Source organism: Streptomyces sp. NPDC002574 (assembly GCF_042889545.1).
GTDB lineage: Bacteria > Actinomycetota > Actinomycetes > Streptomycetales > Streptomycetaceae > Actinacidiphila.
This window is the reverse complement of record NZ_JBIARB010000008.1, coordinates 433,603-460,151: the sequence shown is the minus strand read 5'-3', so window position 1 is coordinate 460,151 and position 26,549 is coordinate 433,603. Positions and strand designations below refer to the sequence as shown.

23 protein-coding genes and 1 riboswitch are annotated in these 26,549 nt (G+C 72.6%); of the genes, 17 read left to right on the top strand and 6 right to left on the bottom strand.

Annotation, left to right across the window (positions count from 1 at the left end):
• Positions 1–35: 35 nt before the first annotated feature.
• Positions 36–1,043, bottom strand: a complete 1,008-nt coding sequence (locus ACFYXS_RS22205; RefSeq protein WP_389250704.1) for an aldo/keto reductase — start codon at positions 1,041–1,043, stop codon at positions 36–38.
• 657 nt (positions 1,044–1,700) lie between these two features.
• Positions 1,701–1,911: riboswitch (cyclic di-AMP (ydaO/yuaA leader) on the top strand.
• A 4-nt stretch (positions 1,912–1,915) separates the two neighbouring features.
• On the opposite strand from ACFYXS_RS22205, the gene ACFYXS_RS22200 reads away from it, so the two are divergent.
• From ACFYXS_RS22200 to ACFYXS_RS22190, 3 genes are all read left to right on the top strand, one after another.
• Positions 1,916–3,064, top strand: coding sequence for a transglycosylase family protein (locus ACFYXS_RS22200; protein ID WP_389250702.1), 1,149 nt, complete (start codon positions 1,916–1,918; stop codon positions 3,062–3,064).
• 203 nt (positions 3,065–3,267) lie between these two features.
• The gene (locus ACFYXS_RS22195) at positions 3,268–4,083 is read left to right on the top strand and encodes an SAM-dependent methyltransferase (protein ID WP_389250700.1); all 816 of its coding nucleotides are present in this window, start codon (positions 3,268–3,270) and stop codon (positions 4,081–4,083) included.
• Complete coding sequence (locus ACFYXS_RS22190; RefSeq protein ID WP_389250698.1) at positions 4,080–6,248, top strand: putative bifunctional diguanylate cyclase/phosphodiesterase; 2,169 nt, start codon at positions 4,080–4,082, stop codon at positions 6,246–6,248. Before ACFYXS_RS22195 ends, ACFYXS_RS22190 begins: the two co-directional genes overlap by 4 nt.
• 461 nt (positions 6,249–6,709) lie before the next feature.
• Here ACFYXS_RS22190 and ACFYXS_RS22185 read toward each other — a convergent pair whose 3' ends face one another.
• Positions 6,710–7,525 (bottom strand): alpha/beta fold hydrolase, encoded by an 816-nt coding sequence (locus tag ACFYXS_RS22185; protein ID WP_389250696.1) that lies wholly within the window; start codon positions 7,523–7,525, stop codon positions 6,710–6,712.
• A gap of 138 nt (positions 7,526–7,663) precedes the next feature.
• Here ACFYXS_RS22185 and ACFYXS_RS22180 point away from each other — a divergent pair, with 138 nt between their 5' ends.
• From ACFYXS_RS22180 to ACFYXS_RS22160, 5 genes are all read left to right on the top strand, one after another.
• Complete coding sequence (locus tag ACFYXS_RS22180; protein WP_389250694.1) at positions 7,664–9,010, top strand: PLP-dependent aminotransferase family protein; 1,347 nt, start codon at positions 7,664–7,666, stop codon at positions 9,008–9,010.
• Positions 9,011–9,145: 135 nt separating this feature from the next.
• Positions 9,146–9,529, top strand: coding sequence for a hypothetical protein (locus ACFYXS_RS22175; protein WP_389250692.1), 384 nt, complete (start codon positions 9,146–9,148; stop codon positions 9,527–9,529).
• Positions 9,526–10,440 (top strand): transcriptional regulator, encoded by a 915-nt coding sequence (locus tag ACFYXS_RS22170; RefSeq protein WP_389250690.1) that lies wholly within the window; start codon positions 9,526–9,528, stop codon positions 10,438–10,440. The genes ACFYXS_RS22175 and ACFYXS_RS22170 overlap by 4 nt, the downstream gene beginning before the upstream one ends.
• Before the next feature lie 80 nt (positions 10,441–10,520).
• The gene (locus ACFYXS_RS22165) at positions 10,521–10,913 is read left to right on the top strand and encodes a roadblock/LC7 domain-containing protein (RefSeq protein ID WP_319658275.1); all 393 of its coding nucleotides are present in this window, start codon (positions 10,521–10,523) and stop codon (positions 10,911–10,913) included.
• A gap of 116 nt (positions 10,914–11,029) precedes the next feature.
• Positions 11,030–11,404 carry a hypothetical protein gene (locus ACFYXS_RS22160; RefSeq protein ID WP_319658277.1) on the top strand — a complete coding sequence of 125 codons (375 nt, stop codon included), beginning with the start codon at positions 11,030–11,032 and terminating at the stop codon, positions 11,402–11,404.
• 85 nt (positions 11,405–11,489) lie between these two features.
• Here ACFYXS_RS22160 and ACFYXS_RS22155 read toward each other — a convergent pair whose 3' ends face one another.
• Positions 11,490–11,972, bottom strand: coding sequence for a hypothetical protein (locus ACFYXS_RS22155; protein WP_389250687.1), 483 nt, complete (start codon positions 11,970–11,972; stop codon positions 11,490–11,492).
• Positions 11,973–12,320: 348 nt separating this feature from the next.
• Between ACFYXS_RS22155 and ACFYXS_RS22150 the strand changes: the two genes are divergently transcribed.
• Positions 12,321–13,499 carry an acyl-CoA dehydrogenase family protein gene (locus tag ACFYXS_RS22150; RefSeq protein ID WP_389250685.1) on the top strand — a complete coding sequence of 393 codons (1,179 nt, stop codon included), beginning with the start codon at positions 12,321–12,323 and terminating at the stop codon, positions 13,497–13,499.
• A 72-nt stretch (positions 13,500–13,571) separates the two neighbouring features.
• Here the strand turns inward: ACFYXS_RS22150 and ACFYXS_RS22145 are convergent, their stop codons facing one another.
• Both ACFYXS_RS22145 and ACFYXS_RS22140 read right to left on the bottom strand, forming a co-directional pair.
• Positions 13,572–14,045, bottom strand: coding sequence for a hypothetical protein (locus ACFYXS_RS22145; protein WP_389250683.1), 474 nt, complete (start codon positions 14,043–14,045; stop codon positions 13,572–13,574).
• Positions 14,046–14,272: 227 nt separating this feature from the next.
• Positions 14,273–15,325, bottom strand: coding sequence for a LacI family DNA-binding transcriptional regulator (locus ACFYXS_RS22140; RefSeq protein ID WP_389250681.1), 1,053 nt, complete (start codon positions 15,323–15,325; stop codon positions 14,273–14,275).
• Between the two features lie 149 nt (positions 15,326–15,474).
• On the opposite strand from ACFYXS_RS22140, the gene ACFYXS_RS22135 reads away from it, so the two are divergent.
• From ACFYXS_RS22135 to ACFYXS_RS22105, 7 genes are all read left to right on the top strand, one after another.
• Positions 15,475–16,779: an ABC transporter substrate-binding protein gene (locus tag ACFYXS_RS22135; protein ID WP_389250679.1), complete on the top strand. Its 1,305-nt coding sequence runs from the start codon at positions 15,475–15,477 to the stop codon at positions 16,777–16,779.
• Between the two features lie 14 nt (positions 16,780–16,793).
• On the top strand, positions 16,794–17,723 hold the full coding sequence (locus tag ACFYXS_RS22130; protein WP_389250676.1) for a carbohydrate ABC transporter permease: 930 nt from the start codon (positions 16,794–16,796) through the stop codon (positions 17,721–17,723).
• The gene (locus ACFYXS_RS22125) at positions 17,723–18,541 is read left to right on the top strand and encodes a carbohydrate ABC transporter permease (protein WP_389250674.1); all 819 of its coding nucleotides are present in this window, start codon (positions 17,723–17,725) and stop codon (positions 18,539–18,541) included. Before ACFYXS_RS22130 ends, ACFYXS_RS22125 begins: the two co-directional genes overlap by 1 nt.
• A 47-nt stretch (positions 18,542–18,588) precedes the next feature.
• Positions 18,589–20,895 carry a beta-glucosidase gene (locus ACFYXS_RS22120; protein WP_389250862.1) on the top strand — a complete coding sequence of 769 codons (2,307 nt, stop codon included), beginning with the start codon at positions 18,589–18,591 and terminating at the stop codon, positions 20,893–20,895.
• Positions 20,892–22,499 carry a glycoside hydrolase family 43 protein gene (locus tag ACFYXS_RS22115; protein ID WP_389250672.1) on the top strand — a complete coding sequence of 536 codons (1,608 nt, stop codon included), beginning with the start codon at positions 20,892–20,894 and terminating at the stop codon, positions 22,497–22,499. Before ACFYXS_RS22120 ends, ACFYXS_RS22115 begins: the two co-directional genes overlap by 4 nt.
• Before the next feature lie 19 nt (positions 22,500–22,518).
• On the top strand, positions 22,519–23,490 hold the full coding sequence (locus ACFYXS_RS22110; RefSeq protein WP_389250670.1) for an acetylxylan esterase: 972 nt from the start codon (positions 22,519–22,521) through the stop codon (positions 23,488–23,490).
• A 145-nt stretch (positions 23,491–23,635) separates the two neighbouring features.
• A complete protein-coding gene (locus tag ACFYXS_RS22105) occupies positions 23,636–24,412 on the top strand; it encodes a hypothetical protein (protein ID WP_389250668.1) in 777 nt (258 codons plus the stop codon).
• A 49-nt stretch (positions 24,413–24,461) separates the two neighbouring features.
• Here ACFYXS_RS22105 and ACFYXS_RS22100 read toward each other — a convergent pair whose 3' ends face one another.
• On the bottom strand, positions 24,462–25,256 hold the full coding sequence (locus ACFYXS_RS22100) for an ArsR/SmtB family transcription factor (protein ID WP_389250666.1): 795 nt from the start codon (positions 25,254–25,256) through the stop codon (positions 24,462–24,464).
• A 239-nt stretch (positions 25,257–25,495) separates the two neighbouring features.
• Between ACFYXS_RS22100 and ACFYXS_RS22095 the strand changes: the two genes are divergently transcribed.
• The gene (locus ACFYXS_RS22095) at positions 25,496–26,437 is read left to right on the top strand and encodes an anti-sigma factor RsbA family regulatory protein (RefSeq protein WP_389250664.1); all 942 of its coding nucleotides are present in this window, start codon (positions 25,496–25,498) and stop codon (positions 26,435–26,437) included.
• Positions 26,438–26,549 lie beyond the last annotated feature (112 nt).

Here is a 26,549-nt window from a genome sequence, read left to right as displayed (position 1 = left end):
CCGGCCAGGACCTCCGGGGCGGTGCGGCGCGGGACCTACGGGATCTCGACGCCGGCCTGCGCCGACAGGCGGTCGATCTCGGCGAGTTCGGCCTCGGTGAGGGGCGCGGCGTCGAGGGCGGCGAGGTTCTGGTCGAGCTGGGCCACGCTGCTCGCGCCGATGAGGACGGAGACGACGCGCGGGTCGCGCAGGACCCAGGTGAGGGCCAGCTGCGCGAGGGTCTGGCCGCGCTCGCCGGCGAGCTTGTTGAGGGCGTGCAGCAGCGTGAGCTTCTCGTCGGTGAGGGCGTCGCGCTTGAGGAAGTGACCGAGGGCCATGCGGGAGTCCGCGGGGACGCCGTCGAGGTATCGGTCGGTCAGCTGGCCCTGGGCGAGCGGCGAGTAGGCGATGAGCGCGGTCCCGGTCTCGCCGACGGCGTCGAGGACGCCCGCCTCGGGGCTCCGCTGCAGGAGGCTGTAGGCGGCCTGGTGGATCAGCAGCGGAGTGCCGAGCTCGCGCAGGATCTCGGTGGCCCGGCGGTGGGCGTCCGCGGGGTAGTTGGAGATGCCCGCGTACAGCGCCTTGCCCTGGCGGACCGCGGTGTCCAGGGCGCCCATGGTCTCCTCCAGGGGCGTGTCCGGGTCGAAGCGGTGGGAGTAGAAGACGTCGACGTAGTCCAGGCCCATGCGGCCGAGGGACTGGTCGAGCGAGGCCAGCATGTACTTGCGGCTGCCCCACTCGCCGTACGGGCCCGGCCACATGTCGTAGCCCGCCTTGCTGGCGATGAACAGTTCGTCGCGGTACGGGCGCAGGTCCTGGGCGAAGAGGGTGCCGAAGTTGGCCTCGGCCGAGCCCGCGGGCGGCCCGTAGTTGTTGGCGAGGTCGAGGTGGACGACCCCGCGGTCGACGGCACGGCGCAGCACGGCGCGCTGGGTCTCCAGCGGCGAGGTGTCGCCGAAGTTGTGCCACAGGCCCAGGGAGACGGCGGGGAGCAGGACCCCGCTGCGGCCGGTGCGGCGGTACTCCATTGATGCGTAGCGGTCTTCTGCGGCGAGGTAGGGCACGCGGGGGCTCCCGGTCGAGGTGTCGATGTAAGAAAATGTTCGGGATTGGGAGGCTACCCCTGGGGCTTCTGCCGTGTCACCCGGGTCCCGGGTCGCCCCACGCGCTGCCCGCGGCCCCGGTCGCACCGCCCGGGAGGTGCCGCCGGGACGCGGGGCCGGCCCGGGCTGCCCCGGTCTCCGGCCACCGGCGCGTCCCGGGTCCCGGCGGGCGGCGACGCCGCCGGGAATCGATGCGGGCCGGTCATCGGTTGTCCTGCTGGACACGACGACGGGTGCGGGCCTCATCACGCCATCCTGCAACGCGGGTTGGAACGCCCCATGTCATGCCTTATCCGGCATCGAAGGTCGTAAGCGGACATATGTATCCACAGTGCATGCGTAGGCAATAGGCACGTGATGGGTGTCACGCGACGAACACGCTCCGGCAGGCATGGGCCACCGAGCGTCGATTTATCTTCCCCGTATTCACCGCCTGTGCAATGCCGTTCGCCAGGGGTCATTATTTCGCCTACACAGAGCGGACACTTCTCACGTAACGTCACGGAATTCATTGATCGACTTGCCGGTCGGCGATTGCTGTGATTCCGGACCTTGCCGGGGCGCGATTGCGTCGTTTAGCTTCCAAGTCCCGCAGGCCGGATGCCGGCGGGAATTCTTCCGAGTGGAACGCCTAATCCTGCCGCCACTCGTAAGCCGGATGACAAGAACCGCACGGCAGGAGCGGGGGACCCAGGTAAGTGCCGTTCCGTGTCACGGGACGGCTTGGGGTGAAGTCGCAGCGACGTGCCTTTAGTCGGCATGCCTCAAAGCGGCCGGGCATCTCCAGCCCGAACCCGACAGCTCACCTCGTAGGCGTCGGAGAGGAATTCCCCATGCCCGCAAAGGGAAAGCACCGTCGTCAGCGGACCAATCGTTTCGTCCGCCTCGGCGCATTCGCCGGCACCACGAGTGCCGCGATCGCCCTCCCGGTCGTCGGCGCCGCCGGCGCCCACGCCGCACCGGTGAGCGTCTGGGACAAGGTCGCCAGCTGCGAGAGCACCAACAACTGGTCCATCAACACCGGCAACGGTTTCTACGGCGGGCTGCAGTTCACCCAGAGCACCTGGGCCGGCTTCGGCGGGACCAAGTACGCCGCCCGTGCGGACCTCGCCACCAAGTCCGAGCAGATCGCCGTCGCCGAGAAGGTGCTGGCGGTCCAGGGCCCGCAGGCCTGGCCGGTGTGCGGTCCCAAGGCCGGTCTGACCAAGGCGATGGCCGACACGTCGGCCACCCCGCAGAGCGTCGCCGGTTCCGGCACCACCACCAAGCCCGCCACCCCCGCTCCCGCGAAGGACACGCAGGCCTCCAAGCCCGCCGACTCCGCCTCCAAGCCGGCCACCGGCGACTCCTACAAGGTCGTCGGCGGCGACACCCTCTCCACCATCGCCGACGCCCAGGACGTGACCGGCGGCTGGCGCGAGCTGTACGCGGCCAACAAGTCCGTCATCGGCGCCGACCCGAACCTGATCTACCCGGGCCAGGTCCTGGCGCTGAGCGGCAAGGCCACGGTCGCCCTCCCGGACAAGCCCGCCGCGAGCACGCCGGCCCCGGTCAAGTCCACCACCTCGTCCGCCTCCGGCTACACCGCCCCGCTGGACCACGTCACGCTGGGCACCCCGTACCACCAGTCCGGTTCCATGTGGTCGAAGGGCTACCACACCGGTGTCGACTTCATCGCCTCCACCGGCACCAAGGTGAAGTCGATCGCCTCCGGCACCGTGGTCTCCGCGGGCTGGGGCGGCTCCTACGGCAACCAGGTCGTCATCAAGCACGCCGACGGCAAGTACTCGCAGTACGCCCACATGTCCTCGCTGTCGGTCTCGGCCGGCCAGACCGTCTCCGAGGGCCAGCAGCTGGGCCTCTCGGGCGCCACCGGCAACGTCACCGGCCCGCACCTGCACTTCGAGGTGCGCACCACCGCGTCGTTCGGTTCCGACATCGACCCGCTGGCCTACCTGCGGGCGCACGGCGTCAGCATCTGAGCGAACTGATCACCCGTCATCCGGCGCTGGCATGTGCCCTGTTCCCCGCATCGCGGGGGCAGGGCACTTGCCGTTGGCGAGTGACCGAAACGGATCGAATATTTCCATTTCTGGTTTCCTCTCGAACGAACGATCAGTAGCCTCTGAGCCAGGCGGCCGTCCGCACGGCCCGCTGCCCTGATCCCGACGAGCTGGAGCCGTTGATGGAGCGTCCTGCCTGGGCCCCCCAAGGCATCGACCTGTCCGTGCCGAGCGTGTCCCGCATCTACGACTACTACCTCGGCGGCTCGCACAACTTCGAGGTCGACCGGGAGGCGGGGCGGCGGGCGATCGAGGCATTCCCGGGCCTGCCCAAGATCATGCAGGCCAACCGGGCCTTCATGCGCAGGGCGGTGCGCTTCGCGGTGGACGAGGGCGTCACCCAGTTCCTCGACATCGGCTCCGGCATACCCACCTTCGGCAACGTCCACGAGGTCGCCCAGGCCGCGAGCCCCGGCGCCCGCGTGCTCTACGTCGACAACGACCCGGTCGCGGTCGCGCACAGCCGCGCCGTGCTGGACGGCAACGAGGAGGCCGTGATCGTCGCCGCCGACCTGCGCTCCCCGCGCGACATCCTCGACAGCGAGGAGGCCGGCCGGCTGCTGGACCTCGACCGACCGGTGGCGCTGCTGCTGGTCGCCGTCCTGCACTTCCTCGAGGACGCCGACGATCCGGCCAAGGCCGTCGCCGAACTGCGCGACGCCCTCGCGCCGGGCAGCCTGCTCGTCCTCACCCATGCCTCCATGGAGGGCGGCCCTCGCCGGCCCGAGGAGGGCGAGCGGGTCCAGAACGTCTACCGCAGCGCCAGTTCACCGCTGATCATGCGTTCACGCGAGGCGGTGGAGACGTTCTTCGACGGCTTCGACCTCATCGCACCCGGCCTGGTCTCGGCCCCGCTGTGGCGGCCGGACGGCGCGGACGACGACGAGCCCGACCCGGTCGTCTTCAGCGGGTTCGCGGGCGTCGGCCGCAAGGCGTGACCGTGACCACGGAACCCGACCCGGAACCGGAACCGGCCCCGGAGCCCGCCGACAGCCTGCGGCGCTTCGCGATCATCTGGAGCCGGGCGATCTATCCGGCCACCGCCACCTCCATGACCCGCGGCGAGTTCGAGGAGTACCTGCTCCCGCTCGCCGCGCGGCTGGAGGCGGCCCTGCACGCCCAGCCCTTCGACCCGCGCGCCGGCGCGGAGATCGGCGCGGCGCTGGTGGCCGCGCACTGCACGGACCCCGAGTCGCTGCCCCGCATCCTCGGCGTCGTGGACGCCTACCTGCTGCTGTACTCGCCGCCGGACCCGTCGCTGCCCGCCGACGAGGGCCGCACCCGCTCCGCCCGGCTGCAGCACTGGATAGCCTCCGGCTACGCGCGCGCCCTGCAGGAGCGGACCAGGACCGAGCAGGAGGCCCTGTCCCGGGCGGCGCTCACCGCCCGCATCGCCGTCGAACAGGCCCTCCACGAGAGCGAGGTGCGATTCCGCGCCATCTTCCAGGGCGCCTCCATAGGCATCGGCATCGCCGACATGGAAGGCCGCATCCTCGACGTCAACGACGCCCTCACCACCATGTTCGGCGGCCTGGAACGCCGCATCCTCAGCAGGAACGTCTACGACTGGGTGCACCCGGAGGACGCCCCCGAGGTCTGGGAGATGCAGCGCCAGCTCAACCGGGGCGAACGCGACCGCTACAGCGTCGAGAAGGCGTACTACCGCCCGGACGGCACCGCCCTGTGGACCAATCTGACGGTCTCCCTGCTCCGCGACCACGCCGGCGTCCCGCAGTACATGCTCGCGCTCACGGAGGACATCACCGAGGAGCGCCTGCTCAACGAGCGCCTGCGGTACGAGGCCACGCACGACGCGCTCACCGGGCTGGCCAACAGGAACCTGTTCTTCGAGCGCCTGGAGCAGGTGCTCGGCGGGCCGGACGGCTCGCGCGTCGGGGTCTGCTACCTCGACCTCGACGGCTTCAAGGACGTCAACGACAGCCTCGGCCACGCAGTGGGCGACCGACTGCTGGTGGCCGTCGCCGAGCGGCTGAAGGCCTGCGTGACCTCGTCCGACCAGCTCGTCGCCCGGATCGGCGGCGACGAGTTCGCGGCGCTCGTGGTCAACCCGGCGAGCCGCGCGGACGTCACCGGCCTCGCCGACCTCGTCCTCGCAGCGCTCGCCGACCCCATCCGCGTCGACGACCGCGAACTGTCCGTGCGGTGCAGCATCGGCATCGTGGAGGGCCAGGCCGGCAGCCTCGGCCCCGCCGAGGTGCTGCGCAGCGCCGACATCACCATGTACCGCGCCAAGGCCGCCGGCGGGAACCGCTTCGAGCTCGCCGACCCCGACTCCGACGCCCGCGCCATCACCCGGCACGGACTCACCAACCGGCTGCCCATCGCCCTGGAGCGCGGCGAGTTCTTCATCGAGTACCAGCCGCTGGTCCGGCTCGCCGACGGCAGTGTGCGCGGCGCGGAGGCGCTGGTGCGCTGGTGCCATCCGGTGCACGGGGTGCTCGGTCCCGACCGGTTCATCCCGCTGGCGGAGAGCACCGGGCTGATCGTGCCGCTCGGCCACTGGGTGCTGGAGCAGGCCGCCTGGCAGGCCCGCGACTGGCAGTTCCCGCGCAGTGACGGCCACCCGCTGCGGATCAACGTCAACCTGTCCCCGGCGCAGTTGAGCCACCGCGGCCTGGTCCCGGAGACCCTCGCCGTCATCAAGGACGCGGGGCTGGAGCCGACCGCCCTGTGCCTGGAGGTCACCGAGAGCGCCTTCATCGGCGCCGACGAGGAACTGCTGCGCCCGCTGCGGGAGTTCGCCGACCTGGGCATGGCCATCGCGCTGGACGACTTCGGCACCGGCTACTCCAACCTGGCCTCGCTGCGCCGGTTGCCGATCACCACGCTGAAGCTCGACCGCTCCTTCACCCGCGGCATGCAGCAGCACCCGGCGGACCCGGTCGACGTGAAGATCGTCGAGGTCGTCGTCGACCTCGCCCACACGCTCGGCCTCTCGGTGACCGTCGAGGGCGTCGAGACCGGCACCCAGGCCGAGTACCTGCGGGCCCTCGGCTGCGACACCGCCCAGGGCTGGTACTACGCCAGGCCCGGCCCCCCCGACCGTCTCCACTCGCTGTCGCTGGTCGACGCGACGGCCTGAGCGGACGGGGCGGGTGGCGACCGGTGCGGCTCGCCGCGCGGTGGGCTGTGACGCCGTGCAGGCCGGGCCCGCCCGACCGCCTCTGACCGCGAGGGTCTGAACGTCTGGCGCCGGCGAGGGTCCGGCCGGTCCGGCTCCGCGGGGAGGCGGTCCTGGGTCGGGCGGTCGCGCGGGTTGCCGGCCGATCGCCTTTCCTGGCTGTCGCTGGTCGATGCGACGGTCTGAGCGGACGGAGAGTGCAGGGCGCACGCCGGCGGGGTCCCGCCGGGGAGGCGGTTCGGTTCGCGGTGCGCCGGCCCGTGAGCGGACGTGCGGTCGGGCGGTCGCGGAGAGCTCGCCTGGGCTGTGACGCCGTCCAGGTCCGGGCGGTCCCGTTCGGAAGGCCGAGCGGCGCGGGCGGCCTGTGACAGGGAGGGTGCGGTTCGTGTCGCAACCCGGCACGGAACGTGGCGGATTCGCTCCTAATCCTCCAACCCGCCGAGAAAATCGCGCAGTACGCCCTCGAAGGCCTCGGGACGTTCCAGGTTGGGCAGATGCCCGGCCCCTTCCACCACCGCCAGCCGCGATCCGGCCACGGTGCGGTGCATGGCCTCGGCCTCGGCGACGGGGGTGAACACGTCGTCCCGGCCGACGACGATCAGGGTGGGCACGCGGACGGCGGCGAGCACGTCGCCGTAGTCCGGGCGCAGGGCGCGCCCGCGCAGCGCGGCGGCGGCGCCCTCGGGCGGGGTGCCGCGCATCATGCGCAGCACGTGGGCGGCCACGCCGGGCCGCCCGGTGACGTTGTACGGCGCGATCATCCGGTCCAGCACCTCGTCGGCGTAGCCCGCCATGCCTTCGGCGAGCAGGCGCTCGGCCATCGCCTCGCGGGCCTTCCGGGCGTCCTCGGTGTCGGCGCCGGGGAAGGTGTCCGCGAGGACGAGCGCGGCGACCCGTTCCGGGAAGCGCCGCTGGAACTCCATCACGATCTGGCCGCCCATCGACACCCCGCCGAGCACCACCCGGGCGACGCCCAGCTGGTCCAGCAGCGCGGCGAGGTCCTGCGCGAAGGTCCCCAGGGGCGTGATGCCGGGGACCACGTCGCTGGCCCCGTATCCGCGCAGGTCGGGGGCGATCACCCGGCGCCCGGAGGCGGCGACGGCGGCTATCTGGGGTGCCCACATGGTGCGGTCGAAAGGGTGGCCGTGCACAAGCAGCAGCGGGAGCGCGGCGCCGCCGCTGTGCCCGCCCTCGTCCTCGTACGCGACGGTGATGCCGTTGACGTGCGCGGTCGCCACAACCGAGCCCCTTTCCCGCCGGATTCCCCATGTACCCGGCGGTGCCGGGCCGTTGATCGTGATGCTAGGTGCCTCCTCCCGCTCGGTGCAATAAGGTCTTTGCTCTCGGTGCAATACGGGCTTCGCTCTGGAGGGGACATGCCGACGGAGGACTACCGCAACGTCGCCGACGCCGTGGCGGCCGACATCGCCGCGGGACGGCTGCGCCCCGGTGACCGGCTCGCGCCGCAGCGCGTCTTCGCGCGGCAGCACGGCATCGCCAACTCCACGGCCGTCCGCGTCTACGCCGAACTCGCCCGCCGCGGGCTGGTCGTCGGCGAGGTGGGCCGCGGCACCTTCGTCCGTGCCACCGCGCCGGCGGCGGGCCCCGCGCTCGCCGAACCCGCGCGACAGCGCGTCGACCTGGAGCTCAACTACCCGGTCACCGAAGGCCAGTCGGAACTGCTCGCCGCTGGACTCGCCCCACTCCTGCGGCCGGACGTCCTCGGCGCCGCCCTGCGCCCGCTCACCGCCGACGGCACCCCGGCCGCCCGGGAGGCGGTCGCCGCCCTGCTGTCCGGCCCGGCGTGGCGGCCGGACCCGCGGCGGCTGCTGTTCGCCGGCAACGGGCGCCAGGCCATCGCCGCCGCCGTCGCCGCCCTCGTCCCGCCGGGAGGCCGGCTCGGCGTCGAGCCGCTGACGTACCCCGTGATCGCCTCCGTCGCGGCACGCATCGGGGTGAGCCTCGTCCCCGTCCCGTGCGACGAGGACGGTGTCCGGCCCGACGCGCTCGCCGCACTGCACGCCGGTACCCCGCTGCACGCCCTCTACCTGCAGCCCACGCTCCACAACCCGCTCGGCGTCACCATGTCCGCCGACCGTCGCGCCGAACTCGCCGGCACCCTCGGCCGGCTGGGTCTGCACGCGGTCGAGGACGCCGTCTGGGCCTTCCTGCGGCCCGACGCACCGCCCCCGCTCGCCGCGTACGCGCCCGCGCACGTGATCCTCGCCGACAGTCTCTCCAAGCGGCTCGCCCCCGGCCTCACCGCGGGCTTCGCCCTCGTCCCCGAGGCGCTGGGCGCCCCGGTCGCCGCCGCCCTGCGCTCCGCGGGCGGCCTCGCCACCGGCTTCGCCCTGGAGGCCGCCACGCGGTGGATCGGCGACGGGACGCTCGACTCCGTGATGACGGCCAAGCGGCGCGACGCGGCCGCCCGCGCGCGGCTGGCCGCCCAGCGGCTGGCCGGCTTCGCGGTGGCCGCCGACCCGCACGCCTACTTCTGCTGGTGGCGGCTGCCCGGCCGCTGGCGGGCCGACACCTTCGTCGCCGCGGCCGCCCGGCACGGCATCGCGGTCACCCCCGCCGCCGCCTTCGCCGCCGGGCGCGGCAGCGCCCCGCACGCCGTGCGGATCGGCCTCGCCTCGCCATCCCCGCAGGTCCTGGGGCATGCGCTGGACACGCTCGCGGTGATCGCCAAGGGGGCACCGGAGGACAATTCCGCCGAGTAGGCGCAAGCGGTTCGGAATCCTAGCGAGCCCGTCGCACGTGCCAATGGAAAATGCCGTAACTCACCTGATTCGCGTACGGCTTGAGTAACGTTCCGTGCTGTTCCGTATACCAGACGTGGCGGCGAAGGGGTGCGCGTGCCCGGCATCGACGAATGCCTTTCCGAGGCGTTGGCCATACCCGGTGTGCTCGGGGCGAGCGTGGTCGACTGGAGCAGCGGCCTGATCCTCGGGGCGGTCGGGCAGGAACCGGGGCACGGCCACGAGGCCGCGGCCGCGGACACCACGGAGGCGGCCCGGGCGGTCGTGGAGGGCGCCACCTTCACGGCGAAGGAGCCGGGGCGCATCCCGGTGGAGGACATCATCATCACCGCGCCGGGGAGCTATCACCTGATCCGCTTCCTGGACACGTCCTTCGACAGCGACGTCATCCTGTACATCTGGCTGGACCGGACGATCGCCAACCTGGCCGTCGCCCGGATCGGGCTCCAGTCCATCGCCGACCGGCTGGTGCTCGTGTGACCGGGGCCGAGGCCGCGCGGCCTCCACTCGCGCTGCGTTCGCTGCCCCGCCGGACGCCGTCCCGCGGCGGCGTCCCGGCTCCCGCACCCGTCGCCGGCGGCCCCGGCCGGTTCGGGGCGTACGCCTTCGGCGCCACGCTCGCCCGGCTCGCCGACGCGGGGGCCAGCGGGGCGCTGTACGGGTCGGCGGGCGTGGTCTACCTGCGCGACGGCGCCGTCGTGCACGCCGAGAGTCCGTGCGCCCCCGACCTGGGCGTGCGGTTGATGGCCTGCGGCCGCCTGACGCCCGACCAGTGGGGTGAGGCGGTCACCACCGCGGACGCCGGCCGCGGTGTGGGCCGGCACCTGGTGGACACCGGCCGGGTGGCCCGCGGCGAACTCGAACTGTGCCACCTGCTCGCGATGTTCGACGCCGCGTACTTCACCCTGCTGCCCGACTCGGAGCCCGACCGGTTCCAGCCGGGTGCCACCTCGCGGCTCGGCCCGATCGCCCGGCCGGTCCCGGCACAGCGGATCGCCCGGGAGGCGCAGCGCAGGCGCACCCAGCTGGAGCGCGCCTGGCCGTGGGACGACACCGACGCGGGTCCCGTCGTCCCGCGCCCCGGGGAGGAGTTCCGCGGCGGACGGGCCCGCGCCCCCACCCGGGGTCAACTGGCCGTGCTCGCGGCGGCGGACGGCCGCCGTACCCCCGTCCAGATCGCGTGGCACCTGGGCCGCTCCGCCTTCGCCACGCTGCTGGACGTCCGGCGGCTGGCCGCCGGGGGCCGGATCGCCACCGCGGCCCGGGCCGAGCCGTCCACACCCGCCCCACCCCCGGCGGTCGGCGCGCCGCAGCCCGCGGCGCCGGTGTCCGCCGATCCCACCGTCGCCCTCTTGCTCCGACTACGTGCCGCCCTGGAGGCCCGCCTGTGAGCGCCCTGCCGACCCGTCCGGCGCCTGCCGACCGACCGTGGAGGAAGGCTCTGCGGCAGCTCGCCGGAAGGAGACAGCTCGTGGCACTCGAAGCCGATGTGCTGGCCGAACTCCGGAGTCTGCGGACGAGGGTGCCACACCTGACGGGCGGGCTCGTCGCCAGTGCCGACGGCCTGGTCGTGGCGCACGACCTCAGCGGGCCGGAACCGGAGGGCGTCGCCGCGCTCACCGCCGCCGCGCTGGGGGTGGCGGCGAGGATCACCGAGGCGACCGAACGGGGCGCCTTCCGGGAGCTGATCGTCCGGGGGGACAGCGGATACGTCGCGGCGTACGCGGCGGGCAGCGCGATGGCCCTCGCCCTCGTCGCGGGTCCCGGCTCCAACGTGGGCCGGCTGCACCTGGAGGCCCGCCGATCCAGTCGGCGGATCGAGGATCTCGTCGACCTCGCGCTCCAACGTCAGGAGCGGAAATGACCGTACGACCACCTTCACCAGCCGACAAGCCGTCGGGCACCGGACGCGGCCGCGCCGCCACGGGTCCCAGGCATTCATCACGCAACAGAACTCAACGACAAGGAAGCGAGACCGTCATGGCCAACACCGAGACCGCGCTGAAGGATGTAATGACGTCGATCGAGGGCGTCCTGGGCGTCGCTCTCGTGGACTACGGCAGTGGCATGGCCCTGGGCACCCTCGGTGGTTCCAAGGACCTCGACCTGACCGTCGCGGCCGCCGGCAACACCGACGTCGTCCGCGCCAAGATGCGCACGATGGAGATGCTCAACCTCAAGGAGCACATCGAGGACATCCTGATCACGCTCAACACCCAGATCCACATGATCCGGCTGCTGACCGGGCGCTCGGGCAAGGGCCTCTTCCTCTACGTCGCGCTGGACAAGGACCGCGCGAACCTGGCGATGGCCCGCCACCAGCTCAAGCGCATCGAGGCCGACCTGGAGATCTGACCCGGGCCGACCCGATCACCCGCGGCCGGTGACGGCCCGGCACACGGCGGCGACGCCGCGTGCCGGGCCGGTCCCGTGGGGGGAATCAGCCCGTCGGCGAGTCCGAGGACGCCGAGGAGGAAGTGGAGGTAGAGGCGGAAGAAGGGGCGGAGGGAGTTGAGGCGCCCTGGTGGGAGGCGTGGTCCGCGTGGTGCTGCCCCTCCTCGACCGTGCCGCCGAGCTCCTTGCGGACCGGCTCCAGGGCGTCGGGGTCGGCCTCGACCACCCAGCGCTCGCCCACCAGGTACGTGCCGCCGTACGGCTGTGCCTCGTCCAGCCAGGACTGCTGTCCCGTGGCGCTGGTGAAGGTCACCATCACGTACGCCCCGCGCTCCGTCGTGCACGCCCCCTGGCGCAGCTCGTCGACGTCGGTCTGCACCTGCGGGGTGCAGCCGATCGCCCGGCCGATCCGCTCCAGCGCCACCGGGCCGTCCGGCGTCCCGGAGCCCTGACCGCCACAGGCCGTCCCCAGCAGCGCCACCGCCACGGCGGCGGCCGCCCGCGGACCCCACGTACGGATCACGGACACCCGCATCACCCTTCCCCAGCGTCTGTGCCGGCCGCACGGATCGCACGGCCCTCCACGCGCACCGCGCGCCCGCAGACGGTAACCCGGACCCCGCACCACCCGTACGGCCTTGCGAAAGCGGCGCCCCGGTGGCGCGCGATATGACAAAATCCGCCGCTCCCGCGCATGCCGACCGGCAACCCGTGACGCCGACACCTCCGATCGGGCATACTCCATCGCGCCGAAGCCGCAGGTCGGACCATGCCGTGACCCGGCGGGAGACCATGGGCGGAGGGTACGTATACCGGTAGCGCCGCCACATCCTGGGCGGACGCCACCGCCGCGCCCGACAGGGAGGAGAGCGCCGCCATGACCCACGACGGCCCCCAGCCGGTGGAACGCCAACTGCCCACCGAGGAGGCCCGCGACCTGCTCGCGCTCGTGCGTGAGCTGGCCCAGCGGGAGATCAAGCCCAAGGCGGCCGGGGAGGAGGACGCGGGGATCTTCCCGCGCGACACCTTCCGCCTGATCGGAGAGGCCGGACTGCTCGGCCTGCCCTACCCGGAGGAGTACGGCGGCGGAGGCCAGCCGTACGAGGTGTACCTGCAGGTGCTGGAGGAACTGGCCGCCGCCCGGCTCACGGTGGGACTCGGCGTCAGCGTGCACACCCTGGCCAGCCACGCGGTCGCCCACTACGGCGCCAAGGAGCAGCGTGCCGAGTACCTGCCCGCGATGCTGGAGGGCTCGCTGCTGGGCGCCTACTGCCTGTCCGAGCCGGCCGCCGGTTCCGACGCCGCGGCGCTGCGCACCCGGGCCACCCGGGTGGACGAGGGCTGGCGCATCGAGGGCACCAAGGCGTGGATCACGCACGGCGGCGTCGCCGACTTCTACACCGTGCTCGCCCGCAGCGGTGTCGAGGGTCCGCGCGGCATCACCGCGTACCTCGTCCCGGGCGACGCCGAGGGACTGTCGGCGGCGGCTCCGGAGAAGAAGATGGGCATGAAGGGCTCGCCCACCGCCCAGGTGCACTTCGACGGGGTCACCGTTCCCGACAGCCGCCGGATCGGCGAGGAGGGGCAGGGCTTCACGATCGCACTGTCCGCCCTGGACTCCGGGCGCCTCGGCATCGCCGCGTGCGCGATCGGCATCGCGCAGGCGGCCCTCGACGAGGCGCTGGCGTACGGCATGAACCGGCAGCAGTTCGGCCGGCCCGTGGTGGACTTCCAGGGCCTGCGCTTCATGCTCGCCGACATGGCGACCCGGATCGAGGCGGGCCGGGCGCTGTACCTCGCGGCGGCCCGGCTGCGCGACGCCGGCCGGCCGTTCTCCCGGCAGGCCGCCATGGCCAAGCTGTTCTGCACCGACACCGCGATGCAGGTGACCACGGACGCGGTCCAACTGCTCGGCGGCTACGGCTACACCGCCGACTTCCCGGTCGAGCGGTACATGCGCGAGGCCAAGGTCCTGCAGATCGTCGAGGGCACCAACCAGATCCAGCGGATGGTCATCGCCCGCAGCCTCGCCGGGCCGGAGAGCAAGGCCCCCTGAGCGGCACCCGGTGACGCATCGGTGCCGCGCCGCTCCTCACGGGCGGCGCGGCACCGCGGCGGTCGCGCGAGGTCAGGCGGCGCGCTGGAACGGCAGCCGGATCGGCTGCGAGCCCGGGCCGCCGACGTGCGAGAAGGGCTGCGTGCGCCAGTCGAGGCTGTCCGGCAGCGTGAGCAGCTGCACCCAGTCCTGGTCCTCGACCGCGTCGTCCCCGTCGGCGGGCGTCGCGTCCGCGGCGGGCCGGCCCGAACCGGGGCAGACCGTCAGCCCGAAGGGATTCCACGGCGAGGAGCACAGCGCGTGCTCCGGCAGCAGGTCCTCGTCGGCGAGCAGCGCGATCGGACGGGCACAGTCGGGGCAGTGCACGCGGAAGATCTCGTAGCCCTCTTCGTCGAAGGCGTCGAAGGCGTCATCGGTGGAGTCGTGAGCGGCGTCGGAGTCGGAGTCGTCCGCCGTCAGGAGCGCGAGCACCTGAGTGCGTTCGTGCTCCTCCCCGAGCGCGGCTGTCGTGCGCTCGCCGCGACTGTGTCGTGCGTGGGTACGCATGGGTGCATCTCCCCCTCAGAAGAACGCCCATCAGTGGGGCCGGCCAGGGCTCTCGGCCACGGCCATAGCGAGCATTTCCCGCCACCCGGCCGCGGTAATCACCGCCGCTCCGACGACCGTTGACATTGGGTGTGGCCTTCGTCACACCACCCGGCCGGAGAGTCCTCCGCGCCCACGCCGACGCTGCCGTGCGCCCGCTGTGCGCCCTCCCCGCGGCCGCCGCCGTTTCAGCCGGCGTCCGGACCAGTGGAGTCGCGGGGCGGGGCGGTGCTCTTCCTGACGACCAGTCGGACGCCGAGCTCGACGCGCATGGTGCCGACGTCCGCGGTGTCCCCGGAGTGGGCCATGCGCAGCAGCATCTGCGTGGCCTCCTCGGCCATTTCGAGCAGCGGCTGATTGACGGTGGTGAGCGCCGGACTCGCCCACTGCGCCAGCGGGATGTCGTCGTACCCGACGACGGACAGGTCGCGGGGCACCTGGAGTCCCTTGACCCGGGCCGCCTCCAGGACGCCGAGCGCCTGCAGGTCGCTGCCCGCGAAGATCGCGGTCGGCGGGTCGGGGTGCTCCAGCAGTTCGACCGCGCCGTCGTGGCCGCCCTGCACGTGGAAGTCCCCGTACCGGATGAGGTCGGGGTCGACCGCGAGTCCGGCCATGCCCATGGCGGAGCGGAAGCCGTCGAGGCGGGCGAGGGAGCAGAGCATGTCGTCCGGGCCGGTGATGATCCCGATGCGGCGGTGGCCGAGCTCGATCAGGTGCCGCGTGGCGGCGACCCCGCCGGCCCAGTTGGCCGAGCCCACGGACGGCACGTCGGGTTCCGGGTCGCCCGCGGGGTCGATGATCACGAAGTTGATGGCCCGCGACCGGAGTTTGCGCTTCAGGTCGTCCGGGAGCGTGGAGAACACCAGGACGACGCCGAGCGGGCGGCGGCGCAGCACCCCCTCGATCCACTCCGGGCCGGGGGCGTGCCGGGTGCCGCTCTCGGTGAGCACCACGCTCATGTTGCGGCTCTTGGCGACGTTCTCCACGCCGCGGATCAGCTCCATCGCCCAGATGCTCTCGAGTTCGTGGAAGACGATCTCGATCAGCCGGGACTCGGGCTGGGTGGGCGCCGGGCGCTGGTAGCCGTTGGCCTCCAGCAGCCGTTCGACCTTGCTCCGGGTCGGGGCGGCGACATCGGGACGGCCGTTGAGGACTTTCGAAACTGTCGAAAGTGACACGCCGGCTTTCGAAGCCACGTCGGCCAGAGTGATCCGGCCGCCCTCGATCTCATCTTCATGCATGGCGCACAGGATAGAGCACCGGACCCGCTGCCGTTCGATAACGGTTTGGTCGCGGGGATTCCACCCTGTTGACCCCGGGCTGGGGGAAGCCTACGGTCCGTCGTCAGGCGAATTTCGGCAAAGTAGCCGAAACTTTCGAGAGGTCGAAGATGAAGAAGCGTGCGTGGTTTCCCCGTGCCGTCGCCGGCGGTGCGGTACTGGCACTGGGCCTGACCCTGACGGCCTGCGGCGGCGGTGACTCCTCCGCGGGCGGCGGTTCCGGGACGATTCACGTCCTGGTGTACGGCGACTCCGCCAACAAGGTGGAGAAGCAGATCGTGGCCGAGTTCAACAAGACCTCCAAGGTCAAGGCGGTCCTCGACACCATCCCCGGTGCGGACTACCAGCAGAAGCTGCAGACGATCATCAACACCAAGCAGGCGCCCGACGTCTTCTTCAACTGGGGCGGCGGCAGCATCCAGCCCTTCGTCAAGGCGGACCTGCTCCTCCCGCTCGACGACTTCATCGCCAAGGACCCCGGCCTGAAGGACAACTTCCTGTCCTCCGTGTTCAACACCGCGGTGATCGACGGGAAGTCCTACGGCGTCCCGATGCGCGGCACCCAGCCCGTCCTGCTCTTCAACAACAAGAAGGTCCTCGCGGACGCGGGCGTCCAGCCCCCGCAGACCTGGGACGAGCTCGTCGACGCGGTCAAGAAGCTCAAGGCCAAGGGCGTCACCCCGATCGCCCTCGGCGGCGGCGACCAGTGGCCGACCCTCATGTGGTTCGAGTACCTCTACGACCGCATAGCCGGCCCCGAGCTGTTCACCAAGGCGCTGTCCGGCGACAAGAGCGCCTGGGAGAGCGAGGACAGCAAGAAGGCGCTCGGCATGCTCAAGGAGCTGATCGACGCCGGCGCCTTCGGCACCAACTACGACTCGGTGAAGTTCACCGACGGCGGCTCGCCCGCCCTGCTGGCGGCCGGCAAGGCCGGCTTCGAGCTCATGGGCTCCTGGGAGTACTCCACGCAGCAGGACGCCAACCCGGACTTCGCCAAGAACGACCTCGGGTACACGGGCTTCCCGACCGTCACGGGCGGCAAGGGCGACAGCGCGAACGTCGTCGGCAACACCAACAACTTCTACTCGGTGCTGAAGAAGACCGAGCACCCCGAGGCGGTCGCGGACTTCCTCAAGCTCATGTACTCCGACGACTTCGTGAAGCAGCAGCTGGCCATCGGCAACCTGCCCACCACCACGAACACCTCCAAGTTCCTCGACTCGGCCGACAACCCGGACTACCTGAAGTACCAGTTCGACCTGGTCGACAAGGCCCCGTCGTTCCAGCTGTCGTGGGACCAGGCCTACCCGCCGTCGGGCATCACGCCGATCCACCAGGCCGTCCAGCAGTTCTTCAACGGACAGATGGACGCGGCGGCCTTCATCAAGGCCATGCAGGCCCTGCCCACCGCCTGAGAGCGACGATCCCCATGGTTTCCCTCGCCGCCACCGTGACGGGCAAGCGACAGACCCAGCGCCCGGCCGGCCGCACCGTCGGCCGGCCGGGCCTGGCCTGGGCGCTCCCCGCCACCGTGTTCTTCGCCCTGTTCGCCCTCGTTCCCCTGGTGATGGTCGCGGTCCTGTCCTTCACCGCCTGGAACGGCCTCGGCTCGCCCGAGTTCACCGGCTTCGACAACTGGGTCCGCCTCTTCCAGGACCCCGTGATGATCAAGAGCCTGTGGCTGAGCGTGCTGCTCACCGTGCTCGGCGTCGTCGTGCAGACCCCGCTGAGCATCCTGCTCGGCGTCTGGGCGGCCGGCCCCGAGCGCAACCGGGCCGTGCTGTCCGCGGTCTTCTTCGTACCGCTGCTGCTGTCGGCCACCGCGGTGTCGGTGCTCTGGCGGGCCCTGCTCGACCCGAACTTCGGCGTGCCCTCGCAGGCGCGCTGGCTGTTCGGCGACGGCAACCTCTTCGGCACGCAGACCGCCGCCATCGGGGTGCTGGTCTTCGTCAGCACCTGGCAGTTCACGCCGTTCCACGCGCTGATCTACCAGGGCGCCACCCGGGCCATCCCGGAGGTGCTCTACCAGGCCGCGGAGATCGACGGGGCGGGCACCGTACGGAAGTTCTTCCACATCACGCTGCCGCAGCTGCGCAACTCGATCATCACCTCGGTGATCCTCATGGTCGTCGGCGGCCTCACCACCTTCGACACCGTGCTGATCCTCACCCAGGGCGGCCCCGGCACCGACACCACCATCAGCGCCTACTACATGTACGACAAGGCCTTCAAGGGCTTCGACTTCGGCGCGGGCGCCGCCATCGCGCTCATGCTCGTCGTCGTCGCCACCGTGATCTCGCTCGTCGTGGTCAAGGTCTCCGGCTACGACAAGATGGCCGGCACCAAGGAAGGGCTCTGATGAGGCGCCGCCCCAACTACCTCGCGGGCCTCGGCGCCCTGCTGTGGCTCGCGCTGGTCGGCCTGCCGCTGTACGTGATGCTCGGCGCCACCGTGCAGTCGCGCTCGGCGTACAGCGCCAACGGCCCGCTGAGCTTCCCCAAGTCCTTCACCCTGGACAACTACGTCCAGGACTTCAGCAACGGCTTCGGGCAGTACTTCCTCAACACCGTGCTCGTCACGGTCAGCGTCGTCGCCATCGTCGTGCTGCTCGTGCCACCGCTGGCGTTCACGATCGTCCGCAACCGGGGACGCGGCACCTCCGGGGTGTTCCGGCTCTTCCTGCTCGGACTCGCCATCCCCGCCCAGGCGGTGATCGTCCCGATGTTCTACGTGATCAGCAAGGCCGGGCTCTACGACAACCTCGCCGGAGTCATCCTGCCCACGGCCGCCTTCTGCCTGCCGGTCTGCACGCTCATCCTCACCGGCACCATGCGCGACATCACCACCGAACTGTTCGAGGCGATGGCCGTGGACGGCGCCTCCGTGCGCCGCACGTTCTTCCAGCTGGTGGTGCCGCTGTCCAAGAGCGGGCTGTCGACGATCGTCGTCTTCTCCGCGCTCCAGGCGTGGAACGGATTCCTCTTCCCGCTGGTGCTCACCCAGTCCGAGGAGACCAAGGTGATCACGCTGGGCCTGTACAACTTCCGGACCCAGTACGGCATCAACATCCCCGGCCTGCTGGCCGCCGTGGTCCTGTCGACCATCCCCGTCCTGCTCGTCTACCTGTTCGCCCGCCGTGCCCTCGTCCAAGGGCTGATGGGTGTCGGAGGAAAGTGAACGACAACGTGACCGCCGACTCCCGCGTCGAGGCGCTGATCCGCGACATGACCCCGGACGAGAAGATCGCCCAGCTGTACGGCCTGTGGGTCGGCGCATCCAACGAGGGCGCCGAAGTCGCCCCGCACCAGCACGACATGGACCGGCCCCCGAGCCTGGACGACCTCCTGCCGTCCGGGCTCGGCCAGCTCACCCGGCCGTTCGGCACCGCCCCCGTCGACCCCGCCCTCGGCGCGCTGTCCCTGATGCGCACCCAGGAGCGGATCGCCGCCGCCAACCGCTTCGGCATCCCCGCCATGGCGCACGAGGAGTGCCTCGCCGGCTTCGCCGCCTGGGGCGCCACCACCTACCCCGTGCCCCTGTCCTGGGGCGCCTCCTTCGACCCCGACCTGGTCCGGGTCATGGCCGCGGCCATCGGCCGCGACATGCGCGCGGTCGGCATCCACCAGGGTCTGGCCCCCGTCCTCGACGTCGTGCGCGACGCCCGGTGGGGACGGGTGGAGGAGACGATCGGCGAGGACCCGTACCTGGTCGGCACCATCGCCACCGCGTACATCCAGGGACTGGAGTCGGCCGGCGTCGTCGCCACCCTGAAGCACTTCGCCGGCTACTCGGCCTCCCGCGCCGGGCGCAACCTGGCGCCGGTCAGCATGGGACCGCGCGAGCGCGCCGACGTCGTCCTGCCGCCGTTCGAGATGGCGGTCCGCGAGAGCGGCGTCCGCTCGGTGATGCACGCCTACACCGACACCGACGGCGTGCCGTCGGCCGCGGACGAGGAACTGCTGACCGGACTGCTCCGCGACACCTGGGGCTTCGACGGCACCGTGGTCGCCGACTACTTCGGCATCGCCTTCCTCAAGACCCTGCACGGCGTCGCCGCCGACTGGGCCGACGCCGCCGGCACCGCGCTCACCGCCGGTGTCGACATCGAACTGCCCACGGTCAAGACCTTCGGGCAGCCGCTGCGCGACGCCGTCGCCGCCGGCCGGATCGACGAGAAGCTGATCGACCGGGCCCTGCGCCGGGTCCTGACGCAGAAGGCGCAACTCGGCCTGCTCGACCCCGGGTGGAGCCCGGTGCCGCCGGCCCTCGCCGGTGCCGACCTCACCGACCCCGAGAGCCTGCGCGGCACCGTCGACCTGGACTCCGCCGCCCACCGGGAGCTGTCCCGGCGGCTCGCCGAGCGCTCGGTGATCCTGCTGAGCAACGACGGCACCCTGCCGCTCGGCCGGCCCGCCAGGATCGCGCTCGTCGGGCCCCAGGCCGAGACCCCGGCCGCCGTCCTCGGCTGCTACTCCTTCCCCGTCCACGTCGGGTCGCAGCACCCGGGCACCCCGCCCGGCATCGACCTGCCGACGCTGCGCCAGGCGCTGGTCGCGGAGTTCCCCGGCGCCGAGATCGTCACCGTCGCCGGCTGCGGCATCGACGACCCCGACACCAAGGGCTTCACGGCGGCCGTGCGCGCCGCACGGGACGCGGACGTCGTCATCGCCGCGCTCGGCGACCGGGCCGGCCTGTTCGGGCGCGGCACCAGCGGCGAGGGCTGCGACGCCGAGTCGCTCACCCTCCCCGGCGTGCAGCAGCAACTCCTCGACGCGCTGCTCGACTCGGGCACCCCCGTGGTGCTCACCCTGCTCGCCGGACGGCCCTACGCCCTGGGCCGGGCCGTCACCGAGGCCGCCGCGATCGTGCAGTCCTTCTTCCCCGGCCAGGAGGGCACCCCGGCACTCGCCGGCGTCCTCGGCGGCCGCATCGCCCCCTCCGGGCGGCTGCCGGTCAGCGTGCCCGCACACCCGGCCGTGCAGCCGTCCACCTATCTGGCCGCACCGCTCGCGCGGGCCAGCGAGGTCTCCAACATCGACCCGGCCGCCGCGTTCGCGTTCGGCCACGGGCTGACGTACACGGCCTTCGAGTGGGACGACCTGGAGGTCACCGGCGCGGGCGCCGGGGAGGACGGCAGCGCCGTCACCGGCACCGACGGCGAGGTCGAACTGTCCTTCACCGTCCGCAACACCGGTGCCCGCGCGGGCAGCGAGGTCGTCCAGGTCTACCTGCACGACCCGGTCGCCTCGGTCGTGCAGCCCGTACAGCGGCTGGTGGGGTACCTGCGGCTCCCGCTGGAGGCGGGCGAGGTGACCCGCGTCCGGGTGACCGTGCCCGCCGACGTCGCGGCGTTCACCGGCCGCGACGGGCGTCGCGTCGTCGAGCCCGGCACGCTGGAACTGCGGCTGGCCGCCTCCAGCGCCGACGTCCGGCTCACGGCGCGGGCCGAACTCACCGGCCCGGTACGGCAGGTGGACCACACCCGCAGGCTGCACGCGCGGGTCACCGCCGCCCCCGGGGCGACCGGGTGAAGCCGTCCGACGGTACGGGGGAGGTGGCGGGCGGCCGTGTCCCGGCTGCCGCCCCCGCCGCCCCCGTACTGCCGGGCTGCCACCCCGACCCGAGCGTCTGCCGGGTCGGCGACGACCACTACCTGATCACCTCGACCTTCGAGTACTTCCCCGGCATCCCCGTCTTCCACAGCCGGGACCTGGTGCACTGGCGACCGATCGGCCACGTCCTGGACCGCCCCGCGCAGGTGGACCTCGGCAGTGTCGCCTCCTCCGAGGGGATCTTCGCCGCCACCCTCCGGCACCACGACGGACTCTTCTGGGTCGTCACCACCCTGGTCGGCGGCACGGGCAGGAACGGCACCTTCGTCGCGACCGCCACCGACCCCGCCGGGCCGTGGAGCGACCCGGTGTGGCTCGACGACGCCCCCGGCATCGACCCCTCCCTCTTCTTCGACGAGGACGGCCGCGCCTGGTGCACGGGGACCCGGCTCGCCGAACCGGGGGAGTGGGACGGCCAGACCGACGTCTGGCTGAGGGAGTTCGACCCCGTCGCGCTCGCCCTCACCGGGCCCGAGCACCTGCTGTGGCGCGGTGCGCTGCACGGCGCGGTCTGGGCGGAGGGGCCGCACCTGTACAAGGTCGACGGCCGCTACTACCTGCTCGCCGCCGAGGGCGGCACCGAGCACCGGCACGCCGTCAGCGTCGCCCGCGCCGACCGTGTCACCGGGCCCTGGACCGGCAACCCCGCCAACCCGGTGTTCACCCACCGGCACCTGGGACGCGACTTCCCCGTCGTCGGCGTCGGCCATGCCGACCTGGTGCACACCGCGGCGGGGGAGTGGTGGGCGGTGCTCCTCGGCAGCCGCCCCTACGGCGGTTACCACCCCAACCTCGGGCGGGAGACCTTCCTCGTCCCCGTGACGTGGGAGGACGGCTGGCCCGTCTTCGCACCGGGCGCCGGCACGACCCTCGGGCCGTTCGCCCCGCCCGCGGTCGCCGGCCCGCCGGACGAGCCGTACCGGGAACCGGCCCGCGACGACTTCGACGGCCCCGCGCTGCGCCCGTCCTGGAACCAGGTCCGCACCGGCGAGCCGTTCTGGTCGCTGACCGCACGGCCCGGCCATCTGCGGCTGCCGCTCGGTGCCGCGTCGCTCGCCGACACCGCCACGCCCTGCTTCCTGGGACGGCGGCAGCAGCACCGAAGCGTCGGCGTCTCCGCGCTGTTCGACGTGGCGCCGCAGACGCCCGGCGAGTGGGCGGGCCTGGCCGTCCGCCAGTCCGAGGCCGACCACCTCGTCCTTGCGGTGGCGGGCGACGGCCGCGGTGGGCGCCGCGTGCTCGCCGCCCTCCGCGAGCACGGTGTGCAAACCATCGTCGCCGAGGCACCCCTGCCGGCGGGCGGCCCGGTGGTCCTGCGCATCCATGCGGAGGGGCAGCGTTACGGGCTGCGGTACGGACCCGAGGCGACCGAACTGGCCGCCGTGGACGGGGGTTTCCTCAGCTCCCCGCGCGCCGGGGGCTTCCTCGGCGTGTGGCTGGGCCCCTACGCCACCGCGCACGGCGCCGTGTCGCCCGGCGTCGCCGACGTCGACTGGTTCGACTACCGGCCCCTCACCCCCTGACCACCCTGGAGCCACCGCCGTGTTCACCGACCTGCCCGAGCCGGAACTGCGGGCCCACCGCAGCACTCAGACCGCGCCGGACGACTTCGACGATTTCTGGGACGCCACGCTCGCGGCGGCCCGCGCCGCCGCGCCACCCGGCGCCGTCACGGTCGACCCGGTCGCCACCGGCCTGCGCACCGTGCACGTCTTCGACGTCACCTTCCCCGGGTACGGCGGCGAGCCGGTACGCGCCTGGCTGCGGCTCCCGCAAGGCGCCGAGGGCCCGCTGCCGGCCGTCGTGACCTACGTCGGCTACGGCGGCGGCCGCGGGCACGCCCTGGAGTCGCTGCTCTGGGCGTCCGCGGGCTTCGCCCACCTCCACATGGACACCCGGGGCCAGGGCTCCGGCTGGAGCCGCGGCGCCACCCCCGACTCCGGGCCCGCCGGCCCCCAGGCCCCCGGCATGATGACCCGCGGCATCGAGGACCGCCACCAGTACTACTACCGGCGGCTGTTCACGGACGCCGTGCGCGCCGTCGACGCGGTGCGCACGCTGCCCTCCGTCGACCCCGCCCGCGTCGCCGTCCTCGGCGCCAGCCAGGGCGGCGGCACGGCACTCGCCGTCGCGGCCCTCGTCCCCGACGTCTCGGCCCTGGTCGCCCACGTGCCGTTCCTGTGCGACTTCCCCCGCGCCGTCGTCGTCACGGACGCCGACCCGTACCGCGAGATCGGCCGCTACCTCGCCGTCCACCGCGACAGCGCCGCCCGCGTCCACCGCACCCTGTCCTACTTCGACGGCGTCAACTTCGCCGCCCGCGCCCGGGTCCCCGCCCGCTTCTCGGCGGCCCTGATGGACGAGATCACCCCGCCCTCGACGGTCTTCGCCGCGTACAACGCCTACGCGGGCCCCAAGAACATCGCCGTCTGGCCCTACAACGGCCACGAGGGCGGCGCGATCGACGACGACGAGGCCGCCCTGGCGTTCCTGCGGTCGCGGCTGGGCGCGTAGCCGCGGCGATCTCCGCCTCGGCGCGATCCGCTCGCCCCGGCCCTGCGGTTCGCCGGACCGGTACCGGTGCGAAGTGCCCTGAAAACACGGTAGCTTCCAGCGGTCCGCAGCTCAGGGTTGTAGGTCACGTCTCAAGGAGAAGCCGGTGGAAAGACGACCCACGTCCGGTCCGTTCACGCCTGTCCTGCAGGTGCTGACGGGCCTCTTGGGCGCCCTGTCCTTCGGCACCGGGGTGTTCGCCGTCTTCGTGACGCAGAACGGGACGGGCACGGCCGTGCTGTTGACCTTCGGCGGCGTGCTGCTGGTGTTCGGGCTGCTCGGCAATCGCGTCGAGAGCTTCGAAGTCGGGGGATCGACCCTCAGGCTGCGCGCCGCGGCAGCGGAGCGATTCGCGTTGGCGGAGGAGTCGGAGGAGCGCGGCGACACTGCGGAGGCGGCCCAACTGCGCCTGGAGGCACAGGCGCTGCTCCAGGCGGCCGGTCCCATCGCCGCGGACTACCGGTCCGTCCGCGGTTCGATGCGCCCCGGCCGGGAGCGTACGCGTGCGATGGAAGCGGTGATGAGCCAGGCCCGGCGACTCGCCGCGGAGCAGGAGTTCGAGCCCGGCCAGGTGCTCCGCTGGCTCCGCGAAGGAAGCGACGAGGAGCGCATCACCGCCCTGGCCATGATGCAGGCCAGACGGGAGCTGCGGAACTTCGACGCGGCGCTCGGCGCCGTCGAGGACTCGCACAGCGCGTTCGAGGAGTACCAGGCGATGCGTCTCGTCGAGCAGATGGCCGACGACCTCGACGCGGCACAACTGCGGCGGCTCGCCGATGTCATCAGGGCCGGACAGCGGACACGCCTCCTCCGCGACACCGACAGGTGGCGGCTCGGCGAGAACATCCTGCGCCGCGTGGACGCACACGCGGACTCCCGGTGATACGTCTCGGTCCGGTGGCGCGACGTCCCGTCCCAGGGCGCGGCCGCGCCTAGCGCGGCTCCGGCAGCGTCTCGCCCGTCTCCAGCAGGGTCTTGAGGCCCGAGACCAGGGCGGGCCAGCCGTGGCGGACCATGTCGAGCGCGGTGCTGCCGGGGTCGTGGGCCTCGTGGATCACGGTCAGCTTGACCGTGTCGCCGAGGGGTTCGATCTCGAACGTCACCTGCGACCGCCGTTCGCGGACCAGCCGGGCGAGCACGTCCGCGTCCACGCCGGCGTTCCCGGCCCATTGCGGGGTGAAGGTGTGCCAGGTGTACGACAGCCGCCGGTACGGCTCGGACTCCAGGACGACCTGCTCCGGGTCGGCGGTCCGGTCGCCCTTCTCCTCCCAGACCATGGGCGACCCCGGCCGCCAGTCCGTCTCGAAGGCCACGCCCCAGTAGCGGCGCGTGAAGGCCGGCTCGGTCAGCGCCTGCCAGAGCCGTTCCGGCGTCGTGCGGATGTAGGTCGTGTAGACGAACGCGCTCTCGCTCATCGCCGGCAGCTCCAATGCCCTGTGCAGGTCCGCGAGCGCGCGGGCGCGCTCGCGGTCGTACTGGCCGATCCATCGCTCGGCGATGGCGTCGACGGGGGCGGCGTTGAGGAAGTGCAGCTTCTCGCGGCCGCGGCGCGCGGTCGTCACCAGGTGTGCCGCCTCCAGGACGGCGAGGTGCTTGCTGACCGACTGCCGTGCCATGTCCAGTCCGGCGCACAGTTCCCGCAGGGTCTGCCCGTTGCGGGCGTTGAGGCTGTCGAGCAGCCTGCGCCGACTGGGGTCCGCCAGTGCCTTGAAGATCGCGTCGTCCATTCCCCGCCGTCCCGGACAGGCAGCCGTCCGGCTGCCTGTCCCTCGACCATAGGCAGCCTCCCGGCTGCCTGTCAACGCGGGGACCCGGGCATGACCGTGCAAGGGGGAGACCCTCCGACCGGGCAGGACGCGCACGTCGCGTCCCGCGCCCCGGGCGCGGGGATCCACCGACCCGCGCTGCCGCGCCCGCGGCGCGTGCGCGGTTGGTAGGGTCGCCGGGGGCGGCGGAAGGTGACGAGGTGCGGAACGAGGCTCCCGGCGCCGGGCCGTTCGTGCACCCGGCGCTGTTCTACCGGAGCATGCGCGAGTACATGGAGGGCACGGTCCCCTTCGTCCTGGAGGGGCTCTACAGCGGCGAACCGGTCGCCGTCGCCGTGCCCGGGGCCCGACTGGAGCTGCTGCGGGCCCAGTTGGGGGCACGGGCGGACCAAGTCCACTGGCACGACATGCAGCAGGCGGGCCGCAATCCGGGCCGCATCATCCCCGGCGTGCTGCGCGCCTTCGCCGACGAGCACCCGGACCGGCGCGTCCGCATCATCGGCGAGCCCGTCTGGCCGGGCCGCACCGCCACCGAGTACCCGGCCTGCGCCCAGCACGAGGCGCTGATCAACCTGGCCTTCGCCGGCCGCCCGGTGACGATCCTGTGCCCCTACGACGCCGCGCGCCTGGACGCCGCCGCGCTCGCCGACGCCCATGCCACGCACCCCGTCACCGTCGACGGCGGACGCCTGTCGCGCAGCGCGGCGTACGCGCCGGACCGCGTGGTGGCCGCGTACAACACCCTCCCGCCCCCGCCGCCGGACACCGTCCCCGACCCCTTCGACGCCGAGCACCTCGCCGACGCGCGCCACACCGCGACGGAGCGGGCCCGCCGGCTCGGCCTGGCCGGGGAGCGGCTCGGCGACTTCTCGCTGGCCGCGGGGGAGCTGATCACCAACAGCGTGGTGCACGCGGGCGGTTCCGGGACCGTCGGTGTGTGGGCCGAGGACGGCCACGTGGTGTGCGAGGTCGCCGACTCCGGCCGGCTGGACGACCCGCTCGCGGGGCGCCGTCCCGCGGTCCGCGGTCTGCCCCACGGACGCGGATTGCTGATGGTGCATCACCTCGCCGACCTCGTCCGTACGCGGACCGGCGCCGACGGCACCCGGGTCCGCTTCTACCTGCGGCCTTCCCCGGCATAGCCGTGGGGCGGGGGCCCGCCGTGGCGCGGGGGCCGCCCCACGCGCCCACCCGGGGCCCGGGCCCCCGACCGGGGGGGGGGGTTGATTGGCATATTGACGAACAGGATAGCGG